Below are 20001 nucleotides of genomic sequence, written 5' to 3'. Positions count from 1 at the left end.
AGCCGTCCGGTGGGGCTCAGTCGCGCGGCGCTTGCGCGGTGGAACCGCGCACCACCAGTTCCGGTTCGAAGAGCAGTTCCTCGGTGGGCACCGCGCTGCCGCCGATCTGCGCGTTGAGCAGTTCCACCACGGCCCGGCCCATCGACTCGATGGGCTGGCGGACGGTGGTCAGCGGGGGCTCGGTGCAGTTCATCAGCGCGGAGTCGTCATAGCCCACGACGGAGATCCGTGACGGCACGTCGAGACCCTTGCGGCGGGCGGCCCGGACGACCCCGAGGGCGAGGGGGTCGCTGGCGCAGATGAAGCCGGTCACACCGCGGTCGATCAGCTTGGCCGCGGCGGCGTGACCGCCCTCGATGGAGAACATCGCCCGCGCCACATGCTCGTCCGGCAGCGCACCGCCCGCGGCCTCCCGGGCGGCGGCCAGCTTGCGGGCCGAGGGGACGTGGTCGCCGGGGCCCAGCACCAGGCCGATCCGCTCGTGCCCGAGGGAGGCGAGATGGCGCCACGCCTGCTGCACGGCGACCGCGTCGTCGCAGGAGACGCCAGGGAAGCCGAGGTGGTCGATGGCCGCGTTGACCAGCACCACCGGGATGTTGCGGGCGGCGAGCCGCCGGTAGTGGTCGTGCGGGGCGTCCTGCTGGGCGAACAGCCCGCCCGCGAAGACCACACCGGAGACCTGCTGCTGGAGCAGCAGCTCCACATAGTCCGCCTCGGAGACGCCGCCCTTGGTCTGGGTGCACAGCACCGGGGTCAGCCCGAGCTGGGCGAGCGCACCGCCGATCACCTCGGCGAAGGCCGGGAAGATGGGGTTCTGCAACTCCGGCAGCACCAGGCCGACCAGCCGGGCGCGTTCGCCGCGCAACTGCGTGGGGCGTTCGTAGCCGAGCACGTCGAGCGCGGACAGCACCGACTGCCGGGTGGCCTCGGAGACTCCTGGCTTGCCGTTCAGCACCCGGCTCACCGTCGCCTCGCTGACCCCGACCTTCTTCGCCACTTCAGCAAGTCGTCGCGTCATACCCGCAAGAATAGCGCAAGGTGCGCAAGCGACTTGCGTAGCGGAAGCGGTTTTCGGGCGGGGGGTGGGGTGGGGGTTGGGGGGTGGAGGGGGGTGGGTTTGCGTGGTTGCGGGGCGGGGGGAGGGGCGGGGCGGTCCTGTGGCGGGGCGGTTCAGCGGCGAGGCGGGGGCTGGGGGGCGGGAACGGTGCCGGTGGCTTTCGGTGGGGAGGTGAGGGGCCAGCGCGGCGCCGGTAGTGGCTTGGGGGGGCGGTACCGGGGGGCTCCGGGAGGGCTTCCGGTGGGAGGCCGGAGCGGTGACGGGGGCGGGTTCGGCGCCCTGGGGACGGAGGCGGTCCCGGCGCATACGTGTTCCGTGGCCCGGCGACAGAAACGGCGCCGCCCGGCCGTGATGGTGGAGGGAGTTCGACCGAGGCGCCGTCGGCGACCTGAACGCCGACGGTGCCCGGTCAGACCTCGGGCGTGCGGACCACGCTCAGATGGCTCGCCCCGGTCCGCCGCTCCCGGCGGTGACGGCGCGGAGCGGGTGTCGGCTTACGGCTCTCGCGCAGGACCAGCGTCAGCCGGGTGCAGCCCAGTTCCCGCAGGGCCCGGGGGGTCTCGCCGACCACCCGGCAGTCCGTGGTGCCCCAGCGCGGATCGGGGTGGTGCAGCGGACGCACCGCCCCGTCGTGCTCGAACGCGTACTCCCCCATCGCGCGGATCCAGTGCGGCAGCCCCTGGCGGAAGGCGGCCTCCATGATCGGGTCCTGGGCGATGTCCCGGCGGATGGACTGGAGCTGGTGGTCATGGCTGTGGCGCTCGACCGAGGACGCGAAGTGGGCCAGCATCGGCAGACACCACTGGGTCTCATGGTCGCCGAGCACGGCGGAGGCGTCCGGGTGGAAGAGGACGAACCGCAGGAAGTTGTCGTGCGGCATGGCCGTCGGATGGGGACCGACCTCGCGGAAAAGTGTCTCGAACGCGCTGTTCGCCAGGACCACGTCCCAACTGCGGTCGACGACGAAGGCCGGGAAGGAGAGGGCGTCGAGGAGCGAGGCGTAGTCCTGGAGATACGCCTGGGCCTCACGGCTCGCGGGGAGGGACCGCGGTACGGACCGCTGCCCACCTGCCTGGTTCGCCATCGGGAGGTCACCCCTCTTGCCTATGCGGCCTTCTCGCGGCGCATTGATCCTGCGGCCCGGAACCGAGCTGTGTCAACTATCGTGGCATTCTGCGACGGTTGACGGCTGAAATTGGCCACAGTTGTGGCGAGACCTGGATGTGAGTTCGAACGAACCGCTACGCTCCGGGAAGTTCACGGCAACCGCTTGAGAGATGGCTGTGAGAAACGTAGGAGACACGTCGGTGACGGATGGCTACGAGGTTCAGGACGCCGCCGCGTCGGTGGTGCTGTCGGCCGTCGTCGACCGCGTGAGCGCACTCGCCGACCGGCTGGGCATCCCCCACTCCGAGGTCTTCGACACCACCCGGCTCTCGGTGGCCTGCGGGGTCCCCGAGCCCGTGGTGCGCGATCTGCTGGCCGGCCGGACCGCGGGCGAACCCGATGTGCAGGCGCGCTTCCTCCAGCGCCTCGACCTGCTGCGCCGCACCCGCGTCAAGCCCAACGGCCGCAAGCACACCCAGCAGGAGATCGCGGACGGCGCCGGGATGTCCCGGCAGCAGGCGGGCGCCCTTATCAACGGCGACCGGCGGCCCACGATGGAGCACTGCGACGCCATCCAGCGGTTCTTCCGGGTGCACGCCGGATTCCTCACCGCCGAGGACCCCGAGGCGCTCGCCGACGCCCTCCAGCGCACCGAGCAGGAACTGCTCCAGAAGCTCGCCGACCGCGACCGCGAGGCCGCCGCGCGGGCCGCCGCCGAGGACCCGCTGGAGAAGCTGCTCCAGGACCACGGGGTGCGCGGTATCGCCTGGCGCGCCGCCCAACTGCCCACCGACCAGCACCGTGACAAGGTCGCCGAATGGCTGGACATGCTCCTGGAGAGCGTCAAACGGCCCGAGACGTGAGCCGGTGACCTTGGGGACCGTCGGGACCGTGGGGAGTGTCTGTGCGCATCGGTAAGGACATGCGCCGTCTGTGCGGCGAGCTGGTCGCGGAGCTGATCCTCCCCGCGCCCGCCCCGCCGGCCGATCTGTACCGCGCGCTGTGCGCGGCGATGAGCCGCCGCCGTGGCCGCCCCGTGCTGTTCCGTACGGCGGTGTTCCCGCGCAGCGCGGCGAGCGGGCTGTGGATCGACCTGGCCGACCAGGACCTGGTGGTGGTCGAGGAGCGCACGGCGCCCGATCACCAACTGGTCATCCTCGGGCACGAGTTGTGGCACATGGCCGCCGGGCACCATGGCCACCCGGTGCAGGGCGCCGAGGTCGCCGCGCGGCTGCTGCGGGACACCGCCGATCTCCAGGCGGCCGTCCGCGCGGTCGCCGCCCGTACCCGCTTCGACCTCGCGGAGGAGCGGGACGCCGAGGTCTTCGGGCTGCTCCTGGCGAGCCGCTGCCGGGGCTGGCTGGCCGGGGCGGAGCAGCGCGGCCAGCGGGACGACCTGGCGGGCCGCATCGAGGCGTCGCTCGGGTACCCGGGGCGGGAGTAGCGCACCGCGCAACCCGTACGACCCGTCTGCCCCGCCACGCCTCGCCCCGTCAAAAGGGTGACCGGACACCGCTGGTCCGGACGGATTGTCAGTGGTGGTTGGCAAGCTGGAGGTCGCGTCCCGGATGTCCGGGTGCGTGGACCGAGCGAGGGAGAGCCGCCCCATGCAGACCGTACTGCTGACCGATCGTGAACGCGCCGCCCTCCAGGCGTATCTGCGCCTGCTGCACACGGTCAGGGCGGCCTGTGACGGAGACGCCGGGCCACCTGGGGCGACCCGGCCCCGGGTGGTGCCGCCCGCCGTGCTCGCCGAGGCGGACCGGGCGCTGGAGGAGGCCGGACTGAGCGGCAACGAGGAGGCGTTCTTCCGGATGCTGGGCGGCTGGTGCCCCTCGTCCGGGACGCCGTAGCCGCCCCCGGCGGACCTCGCGCCCCGGCCCTGTGTCCCCCGGCCCGTCAGACCGGTGGCACCACCACCGCCGTCGTCGCCAAGCCCCGCTGGACCGTCCAGCGGCCCTCGAAGTGGGTCAGTCGGCGACCGGCGACGAGCGGGCCGGGGACGAGGAGTTCGGCGCGCAGGGTCCCGGAGGAGGCACCGGGGCCGGGGTCGGTGCCGGGGTCGGGGACGAGGTCGATGTCCGCCTCCGAGAAGTCCAGCCAGGCGCGGGTCAGCGGGAACCACGCCTTGTAGACGGACTCCTTGGCGCTGAACAGCAGCCGGTCCCAGTGCAGTCCGGGGCGCAGGGCGGCCAGCCGGGTCAGCCGGTCCCGCTCGGCGGGCAGCGCCACCGCCTCCAGGACACCTTCGGGGAGCGGCCCATGGGGTTCGGCGTCGATGCCGAGCGAGACGAGGTCGCCCTCGCGGGCGAGCGCGGCGGCGGCGTAGCCCTCGCAGTGGGTCATGGAGCCGAGCAGTCCGTCGGGCCAGCCGGGGGCGCCGCGCTCGCCGGGCAGCACGGGCCGGGGCGGGACGCCGAGCCCCTCCATGGCGGCGCGGGCGCAGACCCGCACGGTGGCGAACTCCCGGCGCCGCTTGGGCACGGCGCCGGCGACGAGGGCCGCCTCTTCGGGGTAGAGGGCCGCCTCGGCGGTGTCGTCGTGGGCGAAGGTCTCCACGGCGACGACGGAGGCGGGCAGCAGCTGCTCGATCACCGGGCGGCGACCTCCTCGGTCCTGATCCGGCGCAGCTTGCCGGGGGGTTCGGCGCGGCGGCGCCACTCGCGCGGGTAGCCCACGGAGACCTCTTCGAAGCGGACCCCGTCGTGGAAGGTGGTCCGGGGGATGTGGAGATGGCCGTAGACCATGGTCCGTACCCGGAAGCGGCGGTGCCAGTCGGCGGTGGCGGCCGTGCCGCACCACATGGCGAACTCGGGGTGCCAGAGCACCTCGGTGGGGTGGCGGTCCAGGGGGTAGTGGTTCATGAGGACGGTGGGGAGGTCGTCGGGGAGCGCGGCGAGCCGGGCCTCGGTGTACGCGATCCGGTCCCGGCACCACGCCTCGCGGCTGGGGTACGGGTCGGGGTGCAGCAGGAACTCGTCGGTGCAGACGATGCCGGTGGAGTGGGCGTACTCCAGGCCGTGTTCCTTGGTGGTGCTGCCGGGCGGGAGCCAGGAGTAGTCGTAGAGGAGGAAGAGGGGGGCGACGGCGACCGGGCCCTCGGGGGTCTGCCACAGGGGGTAGGGGTCCTCGGGGGTGAGGACGCCGAGGTCGCGGCAGAGGGCGACGAGCCGCTCGTAGCGCGGGACGCCGCGCAGGGTCACGGTGTCCTTGGGATGGGTCCACAGTTCGTGGTTGCCGGGGGCCCAGACGACCTTGCGGAAGCGGCTCGCGAGGGTGCTGAGGGCCCACTCGATGTCGGCGACGGTCTCGGCGACGTCGCCGGCCACCAGCAGCCAGTCGTCGTCCGTCTCCGGGCGCATCCGCTCCACCAGGGCGCGGTTCTCCGCGTACCCGATGTGCAGATCGCTGATGGCCAGCAGTTGACCGGTGCCGCCGGCCGTGGATGTCACCCGTACCCCCTTGGATCACCTTGGATCAACAAGACGTGACCACGAGATCACACTCCCCAGGGGGCGGGCAAGGGGGTCCGCGGCGGGCCGGACGCCTGGCGTACGCGTCCGTCGCGGCGGTGAACGGGACCCTGCGTTCCGGGGGGACATCATCGGAAAATCCGTAACACGCATGTTGCACGCAGGGTTCCCGGCACCCCGTATGATCGCCCCGACACCACCCGCCGCGACCTCCCTGCCACGCAGGCGGCTCGGTGCATCCCACAACCACCCCTGTCCGGGCACGGACGCGCTTCGTCATGCCCGTGAACCGTGGAAGGACGGCCCTGGATGGTCTCTCGCGTACGCGTCTGGCTCAACCGCACGTACGCGGAGAACGTGTTCTTCATGGATCAGCTGCGGCGAAATCCCAGCGACCGGGCCGTCGAGATCCACGCCACCCACGGTGACCCCGACTCCCCCGTGCTGGCCGCCGCCGACACCGCCGAGCTGGAGCCGGAGGGGCTGTCCCCGGCGGGGTACGTGGAGTACGCGCTCGACCAGTGCGGGCGGCGCGGCATCGATGTGTTCGTGCCCCGGATGAACCAGTCGGCGATCGTGGCGCACCGGGCGGAGTTCGAGGCGGTGGGCACGGCGCTGCTGGCGCCGCCCCCGGAGGCGGTCGCGGTGTTCCAGGACAAGGTGATCGCCTATGAGGCCGTGCAGGCGATCGGGGTGCCGGTGCCGCCGTGGTGGCGGGTGCGCGGCGCGGACGAACTCCTCGCCGCCGTCGAGGAGTTGGAGGCGCGCGGATACAAGGCGTGCTTCAAGCCCGCGTCGGGGGCGGGCGGGGTCGGGTTCCGGGTGATCACCCGGGCGCCGTTCTCGCTGATGCATCTCAACGGCTTCCCGACGCCGTATGTGCAGTTGGATCTGGTGCTTCAGGCGCTGCGTGAGGCCGATGAGCCGGTGGACTGGCTGGTGATGCCTCGGCTGGAGCAGCCGGAGGTGTCGGTGGACTGTCTGACCGGGCCGGACAACCGGGTGCGGCTGGCGGTGGGGCGGACCAAGAACGGGCGGCGGCGCGGGTTCACGCTGAGCGAGCAGTGGATCGGCCCGGCCCGGCTGACCGCGGAGGGCTTCGGGCTGCACTATCTCTCCAACATCCAGTTCCGGATGTTCGGTGACCGTCCGGTGCTGATGGATGTCAACGCGCGCCCGGCGGGCGGGCTGCACCAGCTCTCGCAGTGCGGGATCAATGTCCCCTGGGCGGCGGTGCGGCTGGCGCTCGGCGAGGACCCGGGCGAGATCGCGCCACCGTTCCTGGGGCAGGACTACACGGTGGTGTCGGGGCCCCGGCCGCTGCTGGATTCCGTACCGGCGCAGCGTACGGAGGAACCGGAGCCCGCTCGGGCGGCGGTGCCCGCGCAGCAGCCCGCGGCGGCCGTGCGGACTCCGGCCGAGGTGTTGCCGCTCCAGCCCTTGACACCGTAATTGGTCCATACCAACTTGGGTTGCACACACCGCACCACTCGTACTCCCGAACACCCCACACCATCCAGGGAGATCGCGTGCGCAACCCACGTTTCAGAAGGGGCCGTCGGCTGCTCGCCCTGTGCGGGGCCGTGGCCCTCGCGCTCGCCGGGGCCGTGGCCCTGCCCGGTACGGCCCATGCGGCCAATGTGCTGACCAACCCGGGGTTCGAGTCCGGCGCTCTTACGCCGTGGACCTGCTCCGGGAACCTCGGGTCGGTCGTCTCCAGCCCCGTGCGCGGTGGTGCGCGGGCGCTCCAGGGCGCGGCGAGCGCGAGCGACATCGCCCGGTGCGCCCAGACCGTCGCCGTGCGACCCGGCACCACGTACGCGCTGACCGGCTGGGTCCGCGGGGCGTATGTCTATCTCGGGGTCGACGGCGGCGGTTCGACCTGGACGACCTCACCGTCCGGGTACGCCCAGCTCAGTCTGTCGTTCACCACCGGCGCCACCCAGACCAGCGCGACCGTGTATGTCCACGGCTGGTACGGCCAGGGCACCTACCAGGCCGACGACATCAGCCTGGACGGGCCCGGCGGCCCTCCGGACACCCAGGCGCCGACCGTGCCGGGCGCGCTGCGCTCCACCGCGCAGACCGGGACGACCGTGAGCCTCGCCTGGAACGCGTCCACGGACGACGTGGGGGTCACCGCCTACGACCTCTACAGCGGGGCGAGTCAGGTGCTCAGCGTGTCGGGGACCACCGCCACGGTGGCCGGGCTCGCGCCCGGCACCACGTACACCTTCACCGTGCGGGCGCGGGATCTCGCCGGGAACCGGTCGGGGCCGTCCAACGCGATCACGGTCACCACCGGGCCCGGGGGTGACACCGGGTTCAAGCAGGCCGCGCCCTATCTGTATCTCGGCTGGGGCGATCCGCCGAGCGCGCCGACGGTGATGAGCGCGACCGGGATCAAGTGGTTCACCATGGCGTTCATCCTGTCCTCCGGTGGCTGCAACCCCGCCTGGGACGGCAACCGGGCGCTGACCGGCGGCAACGACCAGGCGGTCATCAACTCCATCCGGGCGGCGGGCGGGGACGTCGTGCCCTCGATCGGCGGCTGGAGCGGCAACAAGCTCGGGCCCAACTGCGCCACCGCCCAGGCCCTCGCGGGCGCCTATCAGCGGGTCATCGACGCCTATGGCCTCAAGGCGATCGACGTCGACATCGAGAACACCGACGAATTCGAGAACGCGGTGGTGCAGGACCGGATCCTGAACGCGCTGCGGATCGTCAAGGCCGCCAACCCCGGGCTGCGGACCGTCATCACCTTCGGCACCTCGACGACCGGTCCCACCACCTGGGGCAACCGGCTCATCGAGCAGGCCAGGGCGCTCAACGCCAATATTGATGTGTTCACCATCATGCCGTTCGACTTCGGCGGCGGCGCCGACATGTACGGCAACACGGTGAACGCGTCCGAGGGGCTGAAGAACAAGCTGAAGTCGGTCTTCGGCTGGGACGACGCCACCGCCTACGCCCATATGGGCATCTCCGGCATGAACGGGCTCAGCGACCAGCAGGAGCTGACCTCCGTCCAGACCTGGACGCAGATCCGTGACTGGGCCAACGCCCGCCATCTGGCCCGGCTGGCGTTCTGGTCCGTCAACCGCGACCGCCCCTGCCCGGGAGGCGGAGTCACCAGCAACTGCTCCGGCATCGCCCAGAACAACTGGCAGTTCACGTCGGTCACGGCCGGGTTCACGGGCTGATACGACCACACAGCGCGACCCGAACGAACAGACCCGACCAACAGCCCGACCTGACCGAACGACGCGACCCGGCCGGAACCATCGGCCCGTATGACCGCGTGGGGGTGCCCGGTGTTCTCGTGTCCACGCCCCTGGTCCGACCGACCGGACCTCATCCGGGTACCCCCACGCTTTCGCCAACTCACCTAGGCAGGGCGGCAGTTAAATGTCCGCGGCGGCGGGGCGGGCGGTCTGGACACGGCCGGACCTGATCGTGCTGCTCCAGTCGCCGAGCTGGGGGCGGAAGACTCCGTGGTCCTGGCTGCCGTAGTCGAGCATCGACGGCTCCCGGTCGACGCCGAGATGGGCGCAGAGCGCGCGGGTGGCGGCCTCGGGCTCACCGCCTCCGCGATCAGCCGCCCGCGCCGCCGTCGTGTGGTCGCGTCCCAGGGTCGGCAGGCGAACTCCGGGTGTCGCGGAGGCGACCAATCCGGTTCACCGGGACCCGGGATCCGCGGCGGCGAGGCGGTGCGTCAGCGGAGATACGCCAGACCCGGATGCACCGCCGTATAGCCGTCGACCAGCCGCCGCGCGACCGTCACCGAGTCGACCAGCGGATGCAGGGCGAACGCCGTCACCGCGGCCGTCCGCGACCCGGTTGCCGCCGCCGCCAGCACCTGACGCTCGACCGCCTTCACCGCGCACACCAGCGCGGTCGCGTGGCCGGGCAGCGGGTCCACCGCGACCGGGTGGGCCCCGTTGGCGTCCACCAGGCAGGGCACCTCCACGACCGCCTCCGCGTCGAGCCCGGCGAGGGTCGTCCCGTTGCGGACGTTGAGGATCAGGGTGGTGCGCTCGTCCCGGGCGATGGCCCGCATCAGGGCGAGGGCCACCTTCTCGTACCCGCCGGACAGGTCGTCGGCCTCGCGCTCCCCCGCCCCGGCGCTCTCCCTGTTCTCCGCCATGTAGGTGGCCTCGCGCTCGGCCCGGGTCCGTTCCCAGGCGGCGAGGGCGGGCGCCGCCGGGTCGCCCGCCTCGGCGTAGAAGGCGGCCTGCTGGTCGCGGAGGAAGGCGCCACGGGTCCGCTCGGCCCGCTGGTAGGCGCTGACGGTCTCCCGGTTGAAGTAGTAGTAGTGCAGATACTCGTTGGGGATCGCGCCCAGCGCGCGCAGCCAGTCCGGGCCGAACAGCCTGCCCTCCTCGAACGAGCCGAGCAGCGCGGGGTCGGCGAGCAGCCGCGGCAGTTCGTCCCGCCCGCCGACGCGCAGCCCGCGCACCCAGCCGAGGTGGTTGAGCCCGGCGTAGTCGATCCACGCCTCGGCGGGGTTCGCCACGCCGAGGACCCGGGCGATACGGCGGCCGAGGCCGACCGGTGAGTCACAGATGCCGACGACCCGGTCGCCGAGGTGGCGGGACATGGCCTCGGTGACCAGCCCGGCGGGGTTGGTGAAGTTGATGACCCAGGCGTCGGGGGCGAGCCGGGCGACCCGGCGGGCGATGTCCACGGCCACCGGCACGGTCCGCAGACCGTAGGCGATCCCGCCCGCACCGACCGTCTCCTGGCCGAGGACGCCCTCGGCGAGCGCCACCCGCTCGTCCTGCGCCCGGCCCTCAAGACCGCCGACCCGGATCGCGGAGAACACGAAGTCGGCGCCGCGCAGGGCCTCGTCCAGATCGGTGGTCGCGGTGACGCGCGGCGCGCCGGGCACGGCGGCGGCCTGGTCCGCGAGTACCCGGGTGACGGCGGACAGCCGGGCGGAGTCCAGGTCGTGCAGGACGACCTCGGTGACCCGGCCCTCGGCGCGGTCGGCGAGCAGCGCCCCGTACACCAGGGGGACCCGGAACCCGCCGCCGCCCAGAATCGTCAGCCTCACGCCGTCTCCGCCTTCGTTGTCGTGGTCGTTGTCGTGGTCGTACTGTCCGGCTGTCGAGGTTACTGCTGATCAGCGTCACCACTGGCCGGACATCGAGGGCACCCCGAGGCTTCAGGGCGGCTTCATCCGGCGGTCCGGGGGCCACGGCATTGTCCACCGGGTGAGTGACGGCAGAGCCGCCGGACGCGCCGACACGGGCGCCGGGCGGTACGAACAGCGCGTGGGCGCGGCGCCGGTCCGGCTGGAGTGCTTCCGGCACGAGGGACCGGTCCTCGGCAACGCCCAGCGCGTCCGGGGCCTGGACTGGCTGCGGGCGCACTGGGTGCTGCCGCTGCCCTCGGGCGGGGTGCGGACCGTGCCGGTCGCGCTGCCCGCGCTGTGCCCCGGTGAGACGGCGGCGCTGCCGCTGCCCCTGCCGTGCGGGAGCGGGGTCCGGCTGCGGATCACGACCGCCCGGGACGAGCCCTTCGCGCCACGCGGCGCCCTCGTCTGTCTGCTGGACCTGCCACCGGTCGCCCGCCGGTCACCGGGGGAGCTGCGCGAACCGCCCCCCGTACCGACGGAGGTGGCGCGCCGCCACGAGGCCGGTGGGGGCCGCCCGGCACTGCCACCGGGCGGGAACCGCCGGGCGCGGCCCCTGCGGACCACCTGAACTCGCCCCTACTCCCCCCGACTCCCCCCGACTCCCCCCTGCTGTGCCTCCCCCACGGTCCTTGTCCCATCCCATCCACCCACGGAGTTCCCCGTGTGCACTTCGCACGACCCGATCGCCGACGGACCCGACCACGGACCCGACCAGGCCCGGTGCGAGGCCCCGCAGGCCGATGCCGCCCGGCGTACGTTCCTGCGGGCGACCGCGCTGCTGGGGGCCGCCGCCACCGCGTCGGTGTCACTGCCCGGCGGTGTCGCCGAGGCGGCCCCGGCGGGCGCCTGGCGGCCCGACCCGGACAGCCGCCGGTTCACCCTGGCCGTGATGCCCGACACGCAGTACCTGTTCGACGGGCCCAGCATCGACGCGGAGCCGGTCGAGGCGTCGCTGCGCTATCTGCTGGAGCACGGCCGGGACGAGAACATCGTCTTCCTGTCCCACCTCGGCGATCTCACCGAGAACGGCACGGAGGCCGAGATCGACGCCGCGAGCCGCGCGTTCCGTCTGCTGGACCGGCAGGGCGTCGGCTACAGCGTGGTCGCGGGCAACCACGACATCCGCTCCTCCACCGACGACCAGCGCGGCCCCAGCCCGTTCCTGACCGCGTTCGGCCCGCACCGGCACCGGGGGCGGCGCACCTTCGGCGGTGCCTCACCGGACGGCTACAACCAGTACCACCTGTTCACGGCGGCCGGACGGCAGTGGCTGGTGCTGGCGCTGGACTGGCGGCTGTCGGAGAAGGGCTTCGACTGGGCCAGGCAGGTCATCGCGGCCCATCCGAAGGCGCCCGTGGTGCTCACCACCCATGAACTGGTCCACGGCGACGACGCGCTGTCCGGGTACGGACAGAAGCTGTGGGACCGGCTGATATCCGAGCACGACCAGATCTTCCTGACCCTGAACGGCCACTACTGGCCCGCCGCGCGGGCCGTGCGGCGCAACGCGGCCGGGAACGACGTCCATCTGCATCTGACGAACTACCAGAACCGCTACTTCGGCGGCGCGGCGATGATCCGGCTGTACCGGTTCGACCTGGACCGGAACACCATCGACGTGGAGACGGTGTCGCCGTGGATCCTGGGGCGGGCGGCCAAGGGGCTGAACGCGCTGGAGCGGCGGGAGATCGAGATGACCGGGGACACGGACCGGTTCTCGGTGGAGATCGACTTCGAGCGGCGGTTCGCCGGGTTCGCCCCGGTGCCCGCGCGGCCCGCCCGTCCGGCACCGGCGCTGCTGGTGCGCGGCACGCTGGCGTACTGGCGCTTCGACGGGCGGCGGGCCGGGGACGAGGTGACCGGCACGGTCCGTGACCTGTCGGGGCGGGGCAACGACCTGACCCTCCAGCGGGTCCTGGACGGGACGCTGACCTGGTCGGACGACCACCACCCGGACCAGCCGGGCCATGGCAGCCTGCGGTTCGTGGCGGGGAAGTCGCCGCTGCGGGGCGCCTATCTGAAGACCGTCGACGGGGCGCCGTTGAACGCGGAGACCTTCCCGCGCGGCTACACCGTCGAGGCGTTCTTCAAGGTGCCCGCCGACTGGACCGGCTCGCGCAACGCCTGGGGCGGGCTGATCAGCCGCACCGGCACCCAGGCGCAGGCCGGACCCGGCGGCGACCCGGAGGAGTCCCTGACGACGCTGTCCCTGTCGGACGGGCCTGCCCTCCAGTGGGCCGTGCGCCCGCTGAACCACCAGGGCGTGCTCACCAACTGGAGCCATGAGACGTCCCGGGAGACCTGGTGGCACGCGGCCGTGGTCAACGACGGCCGCCACACCACGCTGTACGTCGACGGCTGCCCGGTCGTCCGCAACCCCACCGCCCGCTCCACCGGACTGGCCACGCTCGGCCTGCCCTGGCTCCTCGGCGGCTACGAGTACGGCGGCCGGATCGACCAGATCCACCACGGCTGGCTCGGTGACGTACGGGTGGTGGACCGGGCGCTGCCGGTCTCCCAGTTCATGAACCGTTGACGCCCCCGACGACCGACCTCCACCGAGGAGCGCGCATGACCGAGCAGCAACAGCATCATCATCCGCACCACCTGCCCACCTGGGCCGATCCGTCCGTCAGCCCGGAGTCCCTGGACCCGCAGGGCTCCTCCCGCCGTCAGCTCCTGCGCCGCGCGGGCCTGTTCGGCGCCGCGTTCGCGCTGGGGTCCGCCGCGACCCCGGCGGCGGCGTCGGACGGCGGCCGGGGCCACGGCGGCGAGGATCCGCGCCTCGCCTACCTGGTGGGCGACCACCACATCCACACCGTCTACAGCCATGACGCCAAGTACACGTTCTCCCAGCTCGCCGAGAAGGGCGCGGAGTACGGCCTGGACTGGATGGTGTTCACCGAGCACTCCAACGTGGGACACGCCCGCTACGGCGCCGCGCTGGAGAACGCCGAGATCCGCCGGGCGCGGGCCGCCCGTCCCCGCCAGCTGATCTTCCAGGGCCTGGAGTGGTACATCCCGGCCGCCGAGCACGCCACCGTCATCGCCGCGCCGGGCCGGGGCGAGGTCGATCTGCTGACCCGCTTCGAGACGGCCTACGACGGCAAGCTGCTCGGCTACGACAAGGGCGGCGCCGCCGACGCCGACACCGCCCGCAACGAGGCCCACGCCGTGGCCGCCATCAAGTGGCTGGCGGCCCAGCGCCGGTGCGGCGCGATCGACGACGTGCTGGTGCTGGCCAACCATCCGCTGCGGCTGGGCATCGACTCCCCGCACGAGCTGCGCGCCTGGCGGGACGCGGCGCCCGAGATCATGATCGGCATGGAGGGCGCGCCGGGCTCCCAGGGCGCCGCGCTGCCCGGCTGGCGCGGGCCCCACTCGATCCGGGGCGAGTACGAGAACAAGCCGTCCGCGCAGTCCTGGCCGGGCTATCCGGCGGGGGCGTATGTGACGTACGGCGGGTTCGACTGGGCGACGGCCACGGTCGGCGGGCTGTGGGACGCGATGCTGGCGGAGGGGCGGCTGTTCTCGGTCACCACCAACTCCGACGCGCACCGGATCGTCCACGACACCTGGCGCAACGGCGACTGGGCGCCGGGGCAGAGCTTCGACACCACCGGACGGCTGCCCGACCCGGTGGACACCGGCTCCCCGCAGCCCGGCAGCGACTTCTGGCCCGGCCAGTTCAGCCGCACCCACGTCGGGGTCACCCGCTACGGGTACGCGGCGGTGATGGCGGGGCTGCGCGCGGGCCGGGTCTGGCTGGACCACGGTCATCTGCTGGACGGTCTCGACGTCCGGCTGAAGCGGTCCGGTGACCGGGGCCGGGGTGTCACGCTGGGCGGGCGGCTGCGGGTGCGCAAGGGCGAGCGGCTCACCCTGGAGGTGACCGTGACCAGCGCCTCCCGGCCCAATCCGCACGGTGTCCTGCCGGAGCTGGCGCATGTGGACGTGGTCCGGGGCGCGGTGCGCGGGCGGGTCGCGGACCGGGACAGCTGGCGGGCGCCGGACACCCGGGTCGCGGTGACCGAGGACGTGGCGGGCCGCAAGGGCACGTACACCCTGCGGATTCCGCTGGCCGCCGGGGACGAGTCGTTCTACGTCCGGCTGCGCGGCAGCGACGGCAACCGCCATGGCGCCGGGTTCCTGGGGGCGTCCGTCGACCCGCACGGGCCGGTACCGCATCCGCCGGGGGACGGGGACCCGTGGACGGACACGTGGTTCTACAGCAACCCGGTGTTCGTGGACGTGGTGGGGCGTTAGGGCCTGTCGCTCCGGGGCGGGGCGGCGGTCGTGCGACCCGTACGGGTGGCCGCGACCGCCGCCCCGCCACTCCCCCCTTCCCCCCCGGCCTACTTCTTGTCGGCGTCCAGTTCCTCGAACAGGGTCAGCTGGAGGGCGCCCGGTGCCTCCAGACGGGAGTTGAGGGAGTTCCAGGGCGTGCGGGTCGGCTCGGCGACGACCTCGGCCCCGGCGGCGGCCAGCCGGGCGGTCATCACCGTGGAGTCGCCGACCTGGAAGGCGACCCGGACGGGACCGGCGACCCGCCGGCCCACCTCGACGTCGTCGATGAAGGCCGCGTGGTTCGGGTCGGTGATCTCCAGGGTGGCGCGGCCCGCCTCCAGGATGGTGACGTGTCCCCCCTCGGAGGAGAACGCGGCCCGCTCGGGCAGCCCGAGGACGTCCCGGTAGAAGTGCAGGGCGGCGTCGTAGTCCTCGGCGGTGACGACGAGACGCAGTTCCCGGACAGGTGACTCGGCGGACATACAGGGGCTCCTTCGCAGGTCGCGGACGCTCGTCACAACCGCGGCGCCCCGGCGTCCATTCCTGGCCGGTCCACCGGATCGGTGTCACCCCCGCCGACGGCGCCACCGGGGCGTCCTTCACCGACCCGGTCGAGGCGGACGACGGGACGGAGGTGACGTCCACCTTCACCAGCGGTCAGCCGGTCGACTTCGTGAAGGTGAACTGGTTCCGGTTCGGCCGCTGAGGGCGGATCTCGCCGGGCGGGGACCGGCGGGTGCCGGGGACCCTGACAAGTGTCAGGTTCCGGGGGCGCGGTCCGGTGGTTAGCGTCCTGGTGGGGGCGGCGGTGACCGGGGCCGGAGGCGTGCGGTCGGGGTCGTTCCCGGGACACCGTCGATCCGGCCGTCACCGCGGCCGACACCGGAATGAGGACCTATGAGCCGCCGTTCACTGACCACCCTGCTGGCCGCGACCGGTGCCGCCGCGGCGCTGGCACTCGGTTCCGTCCCGGCCCAGGCCGCCCCGTTCTCGGGCGGCAACTACGGGGCCTACGGGATGGAGGGGCAGTATCCGACGGTCGGGTACTGCAATGGCACATTCAGCCAAGTGGGCGCCACCCAGTACCACTCGGGCATGGCGCTGAAGTACTACTACTCCTCCAAGTGCGGCTCGTTCGCCCGGATCGAGAACTCCCGGGCCAACTGCGCCGCCGTGCTCCAGCGCTCCAACAACGGGGTGGGCCGGGTGGACGGCTGGGTCTCCGAGACCGTCGACCCCGGCATCAACTACGCCTACACCCAGATCGGCAGCAACCTGAGCGGCCGGGTCTCCCGGGCGGTGCTCAGCTGTGACGGGCACGATCTGCTGTGGAGCGCCTGGTACTGACCGGTCTCAGCGCAGCTCCGCCCGGAAGGCCGCCGGGGTGCGGGCGGTGTGCTGCTGGAAGAACTTGGAGAAGTTGGCCGCGTCGGGGAAGCCCACGGCGACCCCGACGCGGCCGATCGGCAGCTCCGTGTGGGCGAGGAGACGTTTGGCCTCCAGGACGACCCGGCGGTCGATGAACGCCTTCGGGGTGGTGCCGGTGGCCGCGCCGACGACCCGGGCGAGGGTGCGGCGGGAGTAGCCGAGGGCGTCCGCGTAGCCGGAGACGCTGTGCTGGACGGCGAAGTCCCGCTCCACGGCGTCCCGGAACCGGGTGAACGGGGTGTCGGCGGGCTGCCGGGCGGTCGGGGACGCGCTGATCGCGAGATGCGCGAGGCGCAGCAGGAACGCGGTCAGGGTGTGCCGCAGCACCGCGGTGTGCAGGCTCAGCGGCAGGGTGGTGGTGTCCTCGTACTCCCGGCGGACCTGGTCGAGGGCCGCGGTGAGGGCGGCGGACCGGGGCGGGTCGGGGTGCAGCAGGGGCGGCAGGTCGTAGCGGTAGAGGCCGGTGGCCTCGACGGTGGCGCGGGGCAGGAAGCCGGGCTGCATGGTGAGCACGGTGCCCCGGTAGGCGTCCGTGGCGGCGAGGCGGTGCACCTGTCCCGGTCTGATCCACAGCACATCGCCCGCGTGGGCCTCGTAGGTGTCGAAGTCGACCATGTGGTGGACCGGACCGGCGGTGAGCAGCAGCACGACATGGAAGTCGATCCGGTGGACCCGGCCCTCGGGTGCCTCGCTGTACCAGGGGCGGCCCGGTGCCATGGTGTCGATCCGCATCCCGACGCCGCAGGCGCTGCGGTCGGCGGGGAAGGCGACGGTCCGTATCGCGTCCGTGTCGCCGTCCGGATCGCTCATCCCTGGTGTCCCCTCCCGTGCCGGGTGCTCCCGGACGGGTGTCCGGTGTCCCACTTTCACCACAGGCTGACACACCCCCACCTTCCGACAGAAAAGTCTGACTTTTAAGGTCGAACGCGTCCGGCCGGCGGTGACACCGCTTGCGTCGATCGTGTGAAGGGGACCGACGTCAGATGAGCGCGCAGAGCACGCAGACACAGACAGCGGGCGGCTGGGTCAATCCGCTGCGCGACCCGCGTGACCGGCGGCTGCCCCGGATCGCCGGGCCGTCCGGGCTGGTCGTGTTCGGGGTGACCGGCGATCTGTCCCGCAAGAAGCTGATGCCCGCCGTGTACGACCTCGCCCACCGGGGTCTGCTGCCACCGGGGTTCTCCCTGGTCGGGTTCGCCCGCCGGGACCGGGCGGACGACGACTTCGCGCGGATCGTGCGCGACGCGGTCGCGGAGCACTCCCGTACCCCGTTCCGGGAGGAGGTCTGGCGGCAGCTCGCCGAGGGGATGCGGTTCGTCCCGGGCGACTTCGACGACGACACCGCGTTCAAGGAGCTGCGGATGGTGGTCGAGGAGCTGGACGCCGCCCGGGGCACCAGCGGGAACTACGCGTTCTATCTCTCGGTGCCGCCGAAGTTCTTCCCCAAGGTCGTCCGGCAGCTGAAGCGGCACGGGCTGGCGGACGCCCCGGACGGGGCCTGGCGGCGGGCGGTGATCGAGAAGCCGTTCGGACACGACCTGGCGAGCGCCCGGGAACTGAACGCCGTCGTACACGATGTGTTCGCACCCGAGCAGGTGTTCAGGATCGATCACTATCTGGGCAAGGAGACCGTCCAGAACATCCTGGCGCTGCGCTTCGCCAACCAGCTGTTCGAACCCATCTGGAACCGCAGCTTCGTGGACCATGTGCAGATCACCATGGCCGAGGACATCGGCATCGGCGGCCGGGCCGGGTACTACGACGGCATCGGCTCGGCCCGGGACGTCATCCAGAACCACCTCCTCCAGCTCCTGGCGCTCACCGCGATGGAGGAACCCGCCGCGTTCGACGCCGAGTCCCTGCTCACCGAGAAGCTGAAGGTGCTCAGGGCGGTACGGCTCCCGGCCGACCTGGGGCGGCACACGGTCCGCGCCCAGTACGCGGCGGGCTGGCAGGGCGGCGCCAAGGTGCCCGGCTACACGGAGGAGGACGGGACCGCCCCCGCCTCCACCACCGACACCTACGCGGCGGTGAAGCTGGGGATCGACAACCGGCGCTGGGCGGGCGTGCCCTTCTATCTGCGCACCGGCAAGCGGCTGGGCAGACGGGTGACGGAGATCGCGGTGGTGTTCCAGGGCGCCCCGCACTCCCCGTTCGACGCGACGGCCACCGAGGAGCTGGGCCGCAACGCGATCGTGGTCCGGGTCCAGCCCGACGAGGGCGTCACGGTCCGGTTCGGCTCCAAGGTGCCGGGCACGTCGATGGAGATCCGGGACGTCACGATGGACTTCGCGTACGGCGAGTCGTTCACCGAGTCCAGCCCGGAGGCGTACGAGCGGCTGATCCTGGATGTGCTCCTCGGCGACGCCAATCTGTTCCCCCGTCACCAGGAGGTGGAAGAGTCCTGGAAGATCCTCGACCCGATCGAGGAGTACTGGGCGGCCCACGGCCGTCCGGCGCGCTACGCGTCGGGCAGCTGGGGGCCGGTGGAAGCGGACGAGATGCTCGCACGAGACGGACGGAGCTGGCGCAGGCCATGAAGATCGACCTGACCGACACCACGGCAAGCAAGATCAACAAGGCGCTGGTGGAGGGCCGCCGCGCCATCGGGACCCCGGCCGTGGGCATGGTCCTCACGATGGTGATCGTCACCGACGAGGAGAACGCCTACGACTCCATCAGGGCCGCCGAGGAGGCGTCCCACGAGCACCCCTCGCGCACTCTGGTGGTGATCAAGCGGCACGCCCGCACCCCGCGCGACCGCACCCTGTCCCGGCTGGACGCCGAGGTCCGGGTCGGCGCCGACGCCGGGACCGGGGAGACCGTCGTGCTGCGTACGTACGGCGAGGTCTCCGAGCACGCGGACAGTGTGGTGCTGCCGCTGCTGCTGCCGGACGCGCCGGTGGTGGTGTGGTGGCCGGCCCAGGCGCCGGACGACCCGGCCCGGGACCCGCTGGGCGCCCTCGCCCAGCGCCGGATCACCGATCTGTACGCGGTGGAGAACCCGCTGCGGGTGCTGGAGACCCGCAGACGGTTCTACGCGCCCGGCGACACCGACCTCGCCTGGACCCGGCTCACCCCCTGGCGCTCGATGCTGGCCGCCGCCCTGGACCAGGGCCAGGTGGACATCGTGGCGGCGGCGGTGGAGGCCGAGGCGGAGAACCCGGCGGCCGAGCTGCTCGCCCGCTGGCTGGAGGCGCGCCTCGGGGTCACGGTGGAGCGGGTGGTGACCGACGGTCCGGTGGTCACGGCGGTCCGGCTGGGCACCCCCGGCGGCGAGATCGTCATCGACCGGCCGGACGGCCCGCTCGCCACACTGACCCTGCCGGGGCAGCCGCCGCGGACCCTCGCCCTGAAGGTCCGCCCGACCTCCGATCTGATCGCCGAGGAACTGCGCCGCCTGGACGCGGACGAGATGTACGCGATCGCGCTGCGGGGCTCGGCACCGGCCGGGGCGCACACCTGACGCGGCCCGGCGGCACGGGGCTCGGCAGCGGGCGCGGGGGCGC

The 20001-nt window shown here is 72.7% G+C and carries 20 protein-coding genes; 12 read left to right on the top strand and 8 right to left on the bottom strand.

Features of this window, described 5'->3' with window-relative positions; all coding sequences use genetic code 11:
• Nucleotides 1-16: 16 nt before the first annotated feature.
• Both AB0D49_RS05485 and AB0D49_RS05480 read right to left on the bottom strand, forming a co-directional pair.
• Nucleotides 17-1018, bottom strand: coding sequence for a LacI family DNA-binding transcriptional regulator (locus tag AB0D49_RS05485; protein WP_362751126.1), 1002 nt, complete (start codon nucleotides 1016-1018; stop codon nucleotides 17-19).
• 448 nt (nucleotides 1019-1466) lie between these two features.
• Nucleotides 1467-2141, bottom strand: coding sequence for a hypothetical protein (locus AB0D49_RS05480; protein WP_362751123.1), 675 nt, complete (start codon nucleotides 2139-2141; stop codon nucleotides 1467-1469).
• Between the two features lie 223 nt (nucleotides 2142-2364).
• Here AB0D49_RS05480 and AB0D49_RS05475 point away from each other — a divergent pair, with 223 nt between their 5' ends.
• From AB0D49_RS05475 to AB0D49_RS05465, 3 genes are all read left to right on the top strand, one after another.
• Nucleotides 2365-3027, top strand: a complete 663-nt coding sequence (locus AB0D49_RS05475; RefSeq protein ID WP_362751120.1) for a helix-turn-helix transcriptional regulator — start codon at nucleotides 2365-2367, stop codon at nucleotides 3025-3027.
• Between the two features lie 59 nt (nucleotides 3028-3086).
• Nucleotides 3087-3608, top strand: coding sequence for a toxin-antitoxin system, toxin component (locus tag AB0D49_RS05470; RefSeq protein ID WP_362752064.1), 522 nt, complete (start codon nucleotides 3087-3089; stop codon nucleotides 3606-3608).
• A gap of 163 nt (nucleotides 3609-3771) precedes the next feature.
• Nucleotides 3772-4017: a hypothetical protein gene (locus AB0D49_RS05465; RefSeq protein ID WP_362751117.1), complete on the top strand. Its 246-nt coding sequence runs from the start codon at nucleotides 3772-3774 to the stop codon at nucleotides 4015-4017.
• A 46-nt stretch (nucleotides 4018-4063) separates the two neighbouring features.
• Here the strand turns inward: AB0D49_RS05465 and AB0D49_RS05460 are convergent, their stop codons facing one another.
• Together AB0D49_RS05460 and AB0D49_RS05455 are read right to left on the bottom strand one after the other, a co-directional pair.
• Entirely contained in the window at nucleotides 4064-4759 is a 696-nt protein-coding gene (locus AB0D49_RS05460; RefSeq protein ID WP_362751114.1) for a 4'-phosphopantetheinyl transferase superfamily protein, read from the bottom strand.
• Entirely contained in the window at nucleotides 4756-5616 is an 861-nt protein-coding gene (locus tag AB0D49_RS05455; RefSeq protein ID WP_362751111.1) for a metallophosphoesterase, read from the bottom strand. The genes AB0D49_RS05460 and AB0D49_RS05455 overlap by 4 nt, the downstream gene beginning before the upstream one ends.
• 330 nt (nucleotides 5617-5946) lie before the next feature.
• Between AB0D49_RS05455 and AB0D49_RS05450 the strand changes: the two genes are divergently transcribed.
• Both AB0D49_RS05450 and AB0D49_RS05445 read left to right on the top strand, forming a co-directional pair.
• Nucleotides 5947-7089 (top strand): ATP-grasp domain-containing protein, encoded by a 1143-nt coding sequence (locus AB0D49_RS05450; protein WP_362751108.1) that lies wholly within the window; start codon nucleotides 5947-5949, stop codon nucleotides 7087-7089.
• Nucleotides 7090-7166: 77 nt separating this feature from the next.
• Nucleotides 7167-8840, top strand: coding sequence for a carbohydrate binding domain-containing protein (locus AB0D49_RS05445; protein WP_362751105.1), 1674 nt, complete (start codon nucleotides 7167-7169; stop codon nucleotides 8838-8840).
• Nucleotides 8841-9041: 201 nt separating this feature from the next.
• Here AB0D49_RS05445 and AB0D49_RS05440 read toward each other — a convergent pair whose 3' ends face one another.
• Both AB0D49_RS05440 and AB0D49_RS05435 read right to left on the bottom strand, forming a co-directional pair.
• Nucleotides 9042-9308, bottom strand: coding sequence for a hypothetical protein (locus AB0D49_RS05440; RefSeq protein ID WP_362751102.1), 267 nt, complete (start codon nucleotides 9306-9308; stop codon nucleotides 9042-9044).
• A 44-nt stretch (nucleotides 9309-9352) separates the two neighbouring features.
• Nucleotides 9353-10693, bottom strand: a complete 1341-nt coding sequence (locus tag AB0D49_RS05435; RefSeq protein WP_362751099.1) for a 6-phospho-beta-glucosidase — start codon at nucleotides 10691-10693, stop codon at nucleotides 9353-9355.
• A 160-nt stretch (nucleotides 10694-10853) separates the two neighbouring features.
• Here AB0D49_RS05435 and AB0D49_RS05430 point away from each other — a divergent pair, with 160 nt between their 5' ends.
• The 3 genes from AB0D49_RS05430 (at nucleotide 10854) to AB0D49_RS05420 (ending at nucleotide 15043) form a co-directional block, all read left to right on the top strand.
• A complete protein-coding gene (locus AB0D49_RS05430; protein WP_362751097.1) occupies nucleotides 10854-11345 on the top strand; it encodes a hypothetical protein in 492 nt (163 codons plus the stop codon).
• Between the two features lie 114 nt (nucleotides 11346-11459).
• Nucleotides 11460-13313: a LamG-like jellyroll fold domain-containing protein gene (locus AB0D49_RS05425; protein ID WP_362752061.1), complete on the top strand. Its 1854-nt coding sequence runs from the start codon at nucleotides 11460-11462 to the stop codon at nucleotides 13311-13313.
• A gap of 35 nt (nucleotides 13314-13348) precedes the next feature.
• The gene (locus tag AB0D49_RS05420) at nucleotides 13349-15043 is read left to right on the top strand and encodes a PHP domain-containing protein (protein ID WP_362751094.1); all 1695 of its coding nucleotides are present in this window, start codon (nucleotides 13349-13351) and stop codon (nucleotides 15041-15043) included.
• An 89-nt stretch (nucleotides 15044-15132) separates the two neighbouring features.
• Here AB0D49_RS05420 and AB0D49_RS05415 read toward each other — a convergent pair whose 3' ends face one another.
• Nucleotides 15133-15546 (bottom strand): VOC family protein, encoded by a 414-nt coding sequence (locus AB0D49_RS05415; RefSeq protein ID WP_362751091.1) that lies wholly within the window; start codon nucleotides 15544-15546, stop codon nucleotides 15133-15135.
• Here AB0D49_RS05415 and AB0D49_RS05410 point away from each other — a divergent pair.
• Nucleotides 15531-15770: a hypothetical protein gene (locus AB0D49_RS05410; protein ID WP_362751088.1), complete on the top strand. Its 240-nt coding sequence runs from the start codon at nucleotides 15531-15533 to the stop codon at nucleotides 15768-15770. The two genes, AB0D49_RS05415 and AB0D49_RS05410, sit on opposite strands and share 16 nt — an antisense overlap.
• Before the next feature lie 191 nt (nucleotides 15771-15961).
• A complete protein-coding gene (locus tag AB0D49_RS05405) occupies nucleotides 15962-16411 on the top strand; it encodes a hypothetical protein (RefSeq protein ID WP_362751085.1) in 450 nt (149 codons plus the stop codon).
• A gap of 6 nt (nucleotides 16412-16417) precedes the next feature.
• Here the strand turns inward: AB0D49_RS05405 and AB0D49_RS05400 are convergent, their stop codons facing one another.
• Entirely contained in the window at nucleotides 16418-17302 is an 885-nt protein-coding gene (locus AB0D49_RS05400; protein ID WP_362751082.1) for an AraC family transcriptional regulator, read from the bottom strand.
• A 173-nt stretch (nucleotides 17303-17475) separates the two neighbouring features.
• Between AB0D49_RS05400 and zwf the strand changes: the two genes are divergently transcribed.
• Together zwf and opcA are read left to right on the top strand one after the other, a co-directional pair.
• Complete coding sequence (zwf, locus tag AB0D49_RS05395) at nucleotides 17476-19032, top strand: glucose-6-phosphate dehydrogenase (protein ID WP_362751079.1); 1557 nt, start codon at nucleotides 17476-17478, stop codon at nucleotides 19030-19032.
• On the top strand, nucleotides 19029-19958 hold the full coding sequence (gene opcA / locus AB0D49_RS05390) for a glucose-6-phosphate dehydrogenase assembly protein OpcA (protein WP_362751076.1): 930 nt from the start codon (nucleotides 19029-19031) through the stop codon (nucleotides 19956-19958). Before zwf ends, opcA begins: the two co-directional genes overlap by 4 nt.
• The last annotated feature ends 43 nt before the right edge of the window (nucleotides 19959-20001 follow it).

It is taken from the genome of Streptomyces sp. NPDC048290, assembly GCF_040652095.1.
Taxonomy (GTDB): domain Bacteria; phylum Actinomycetota; class Actinomycetes; order Streptomycetales; family Streptomycetaceae; genus Streptomyces.
Note: the sequence above shows the minus strand (reverse complement) of the source record. Positions and strands in the feature narration are given on the sequence as shown.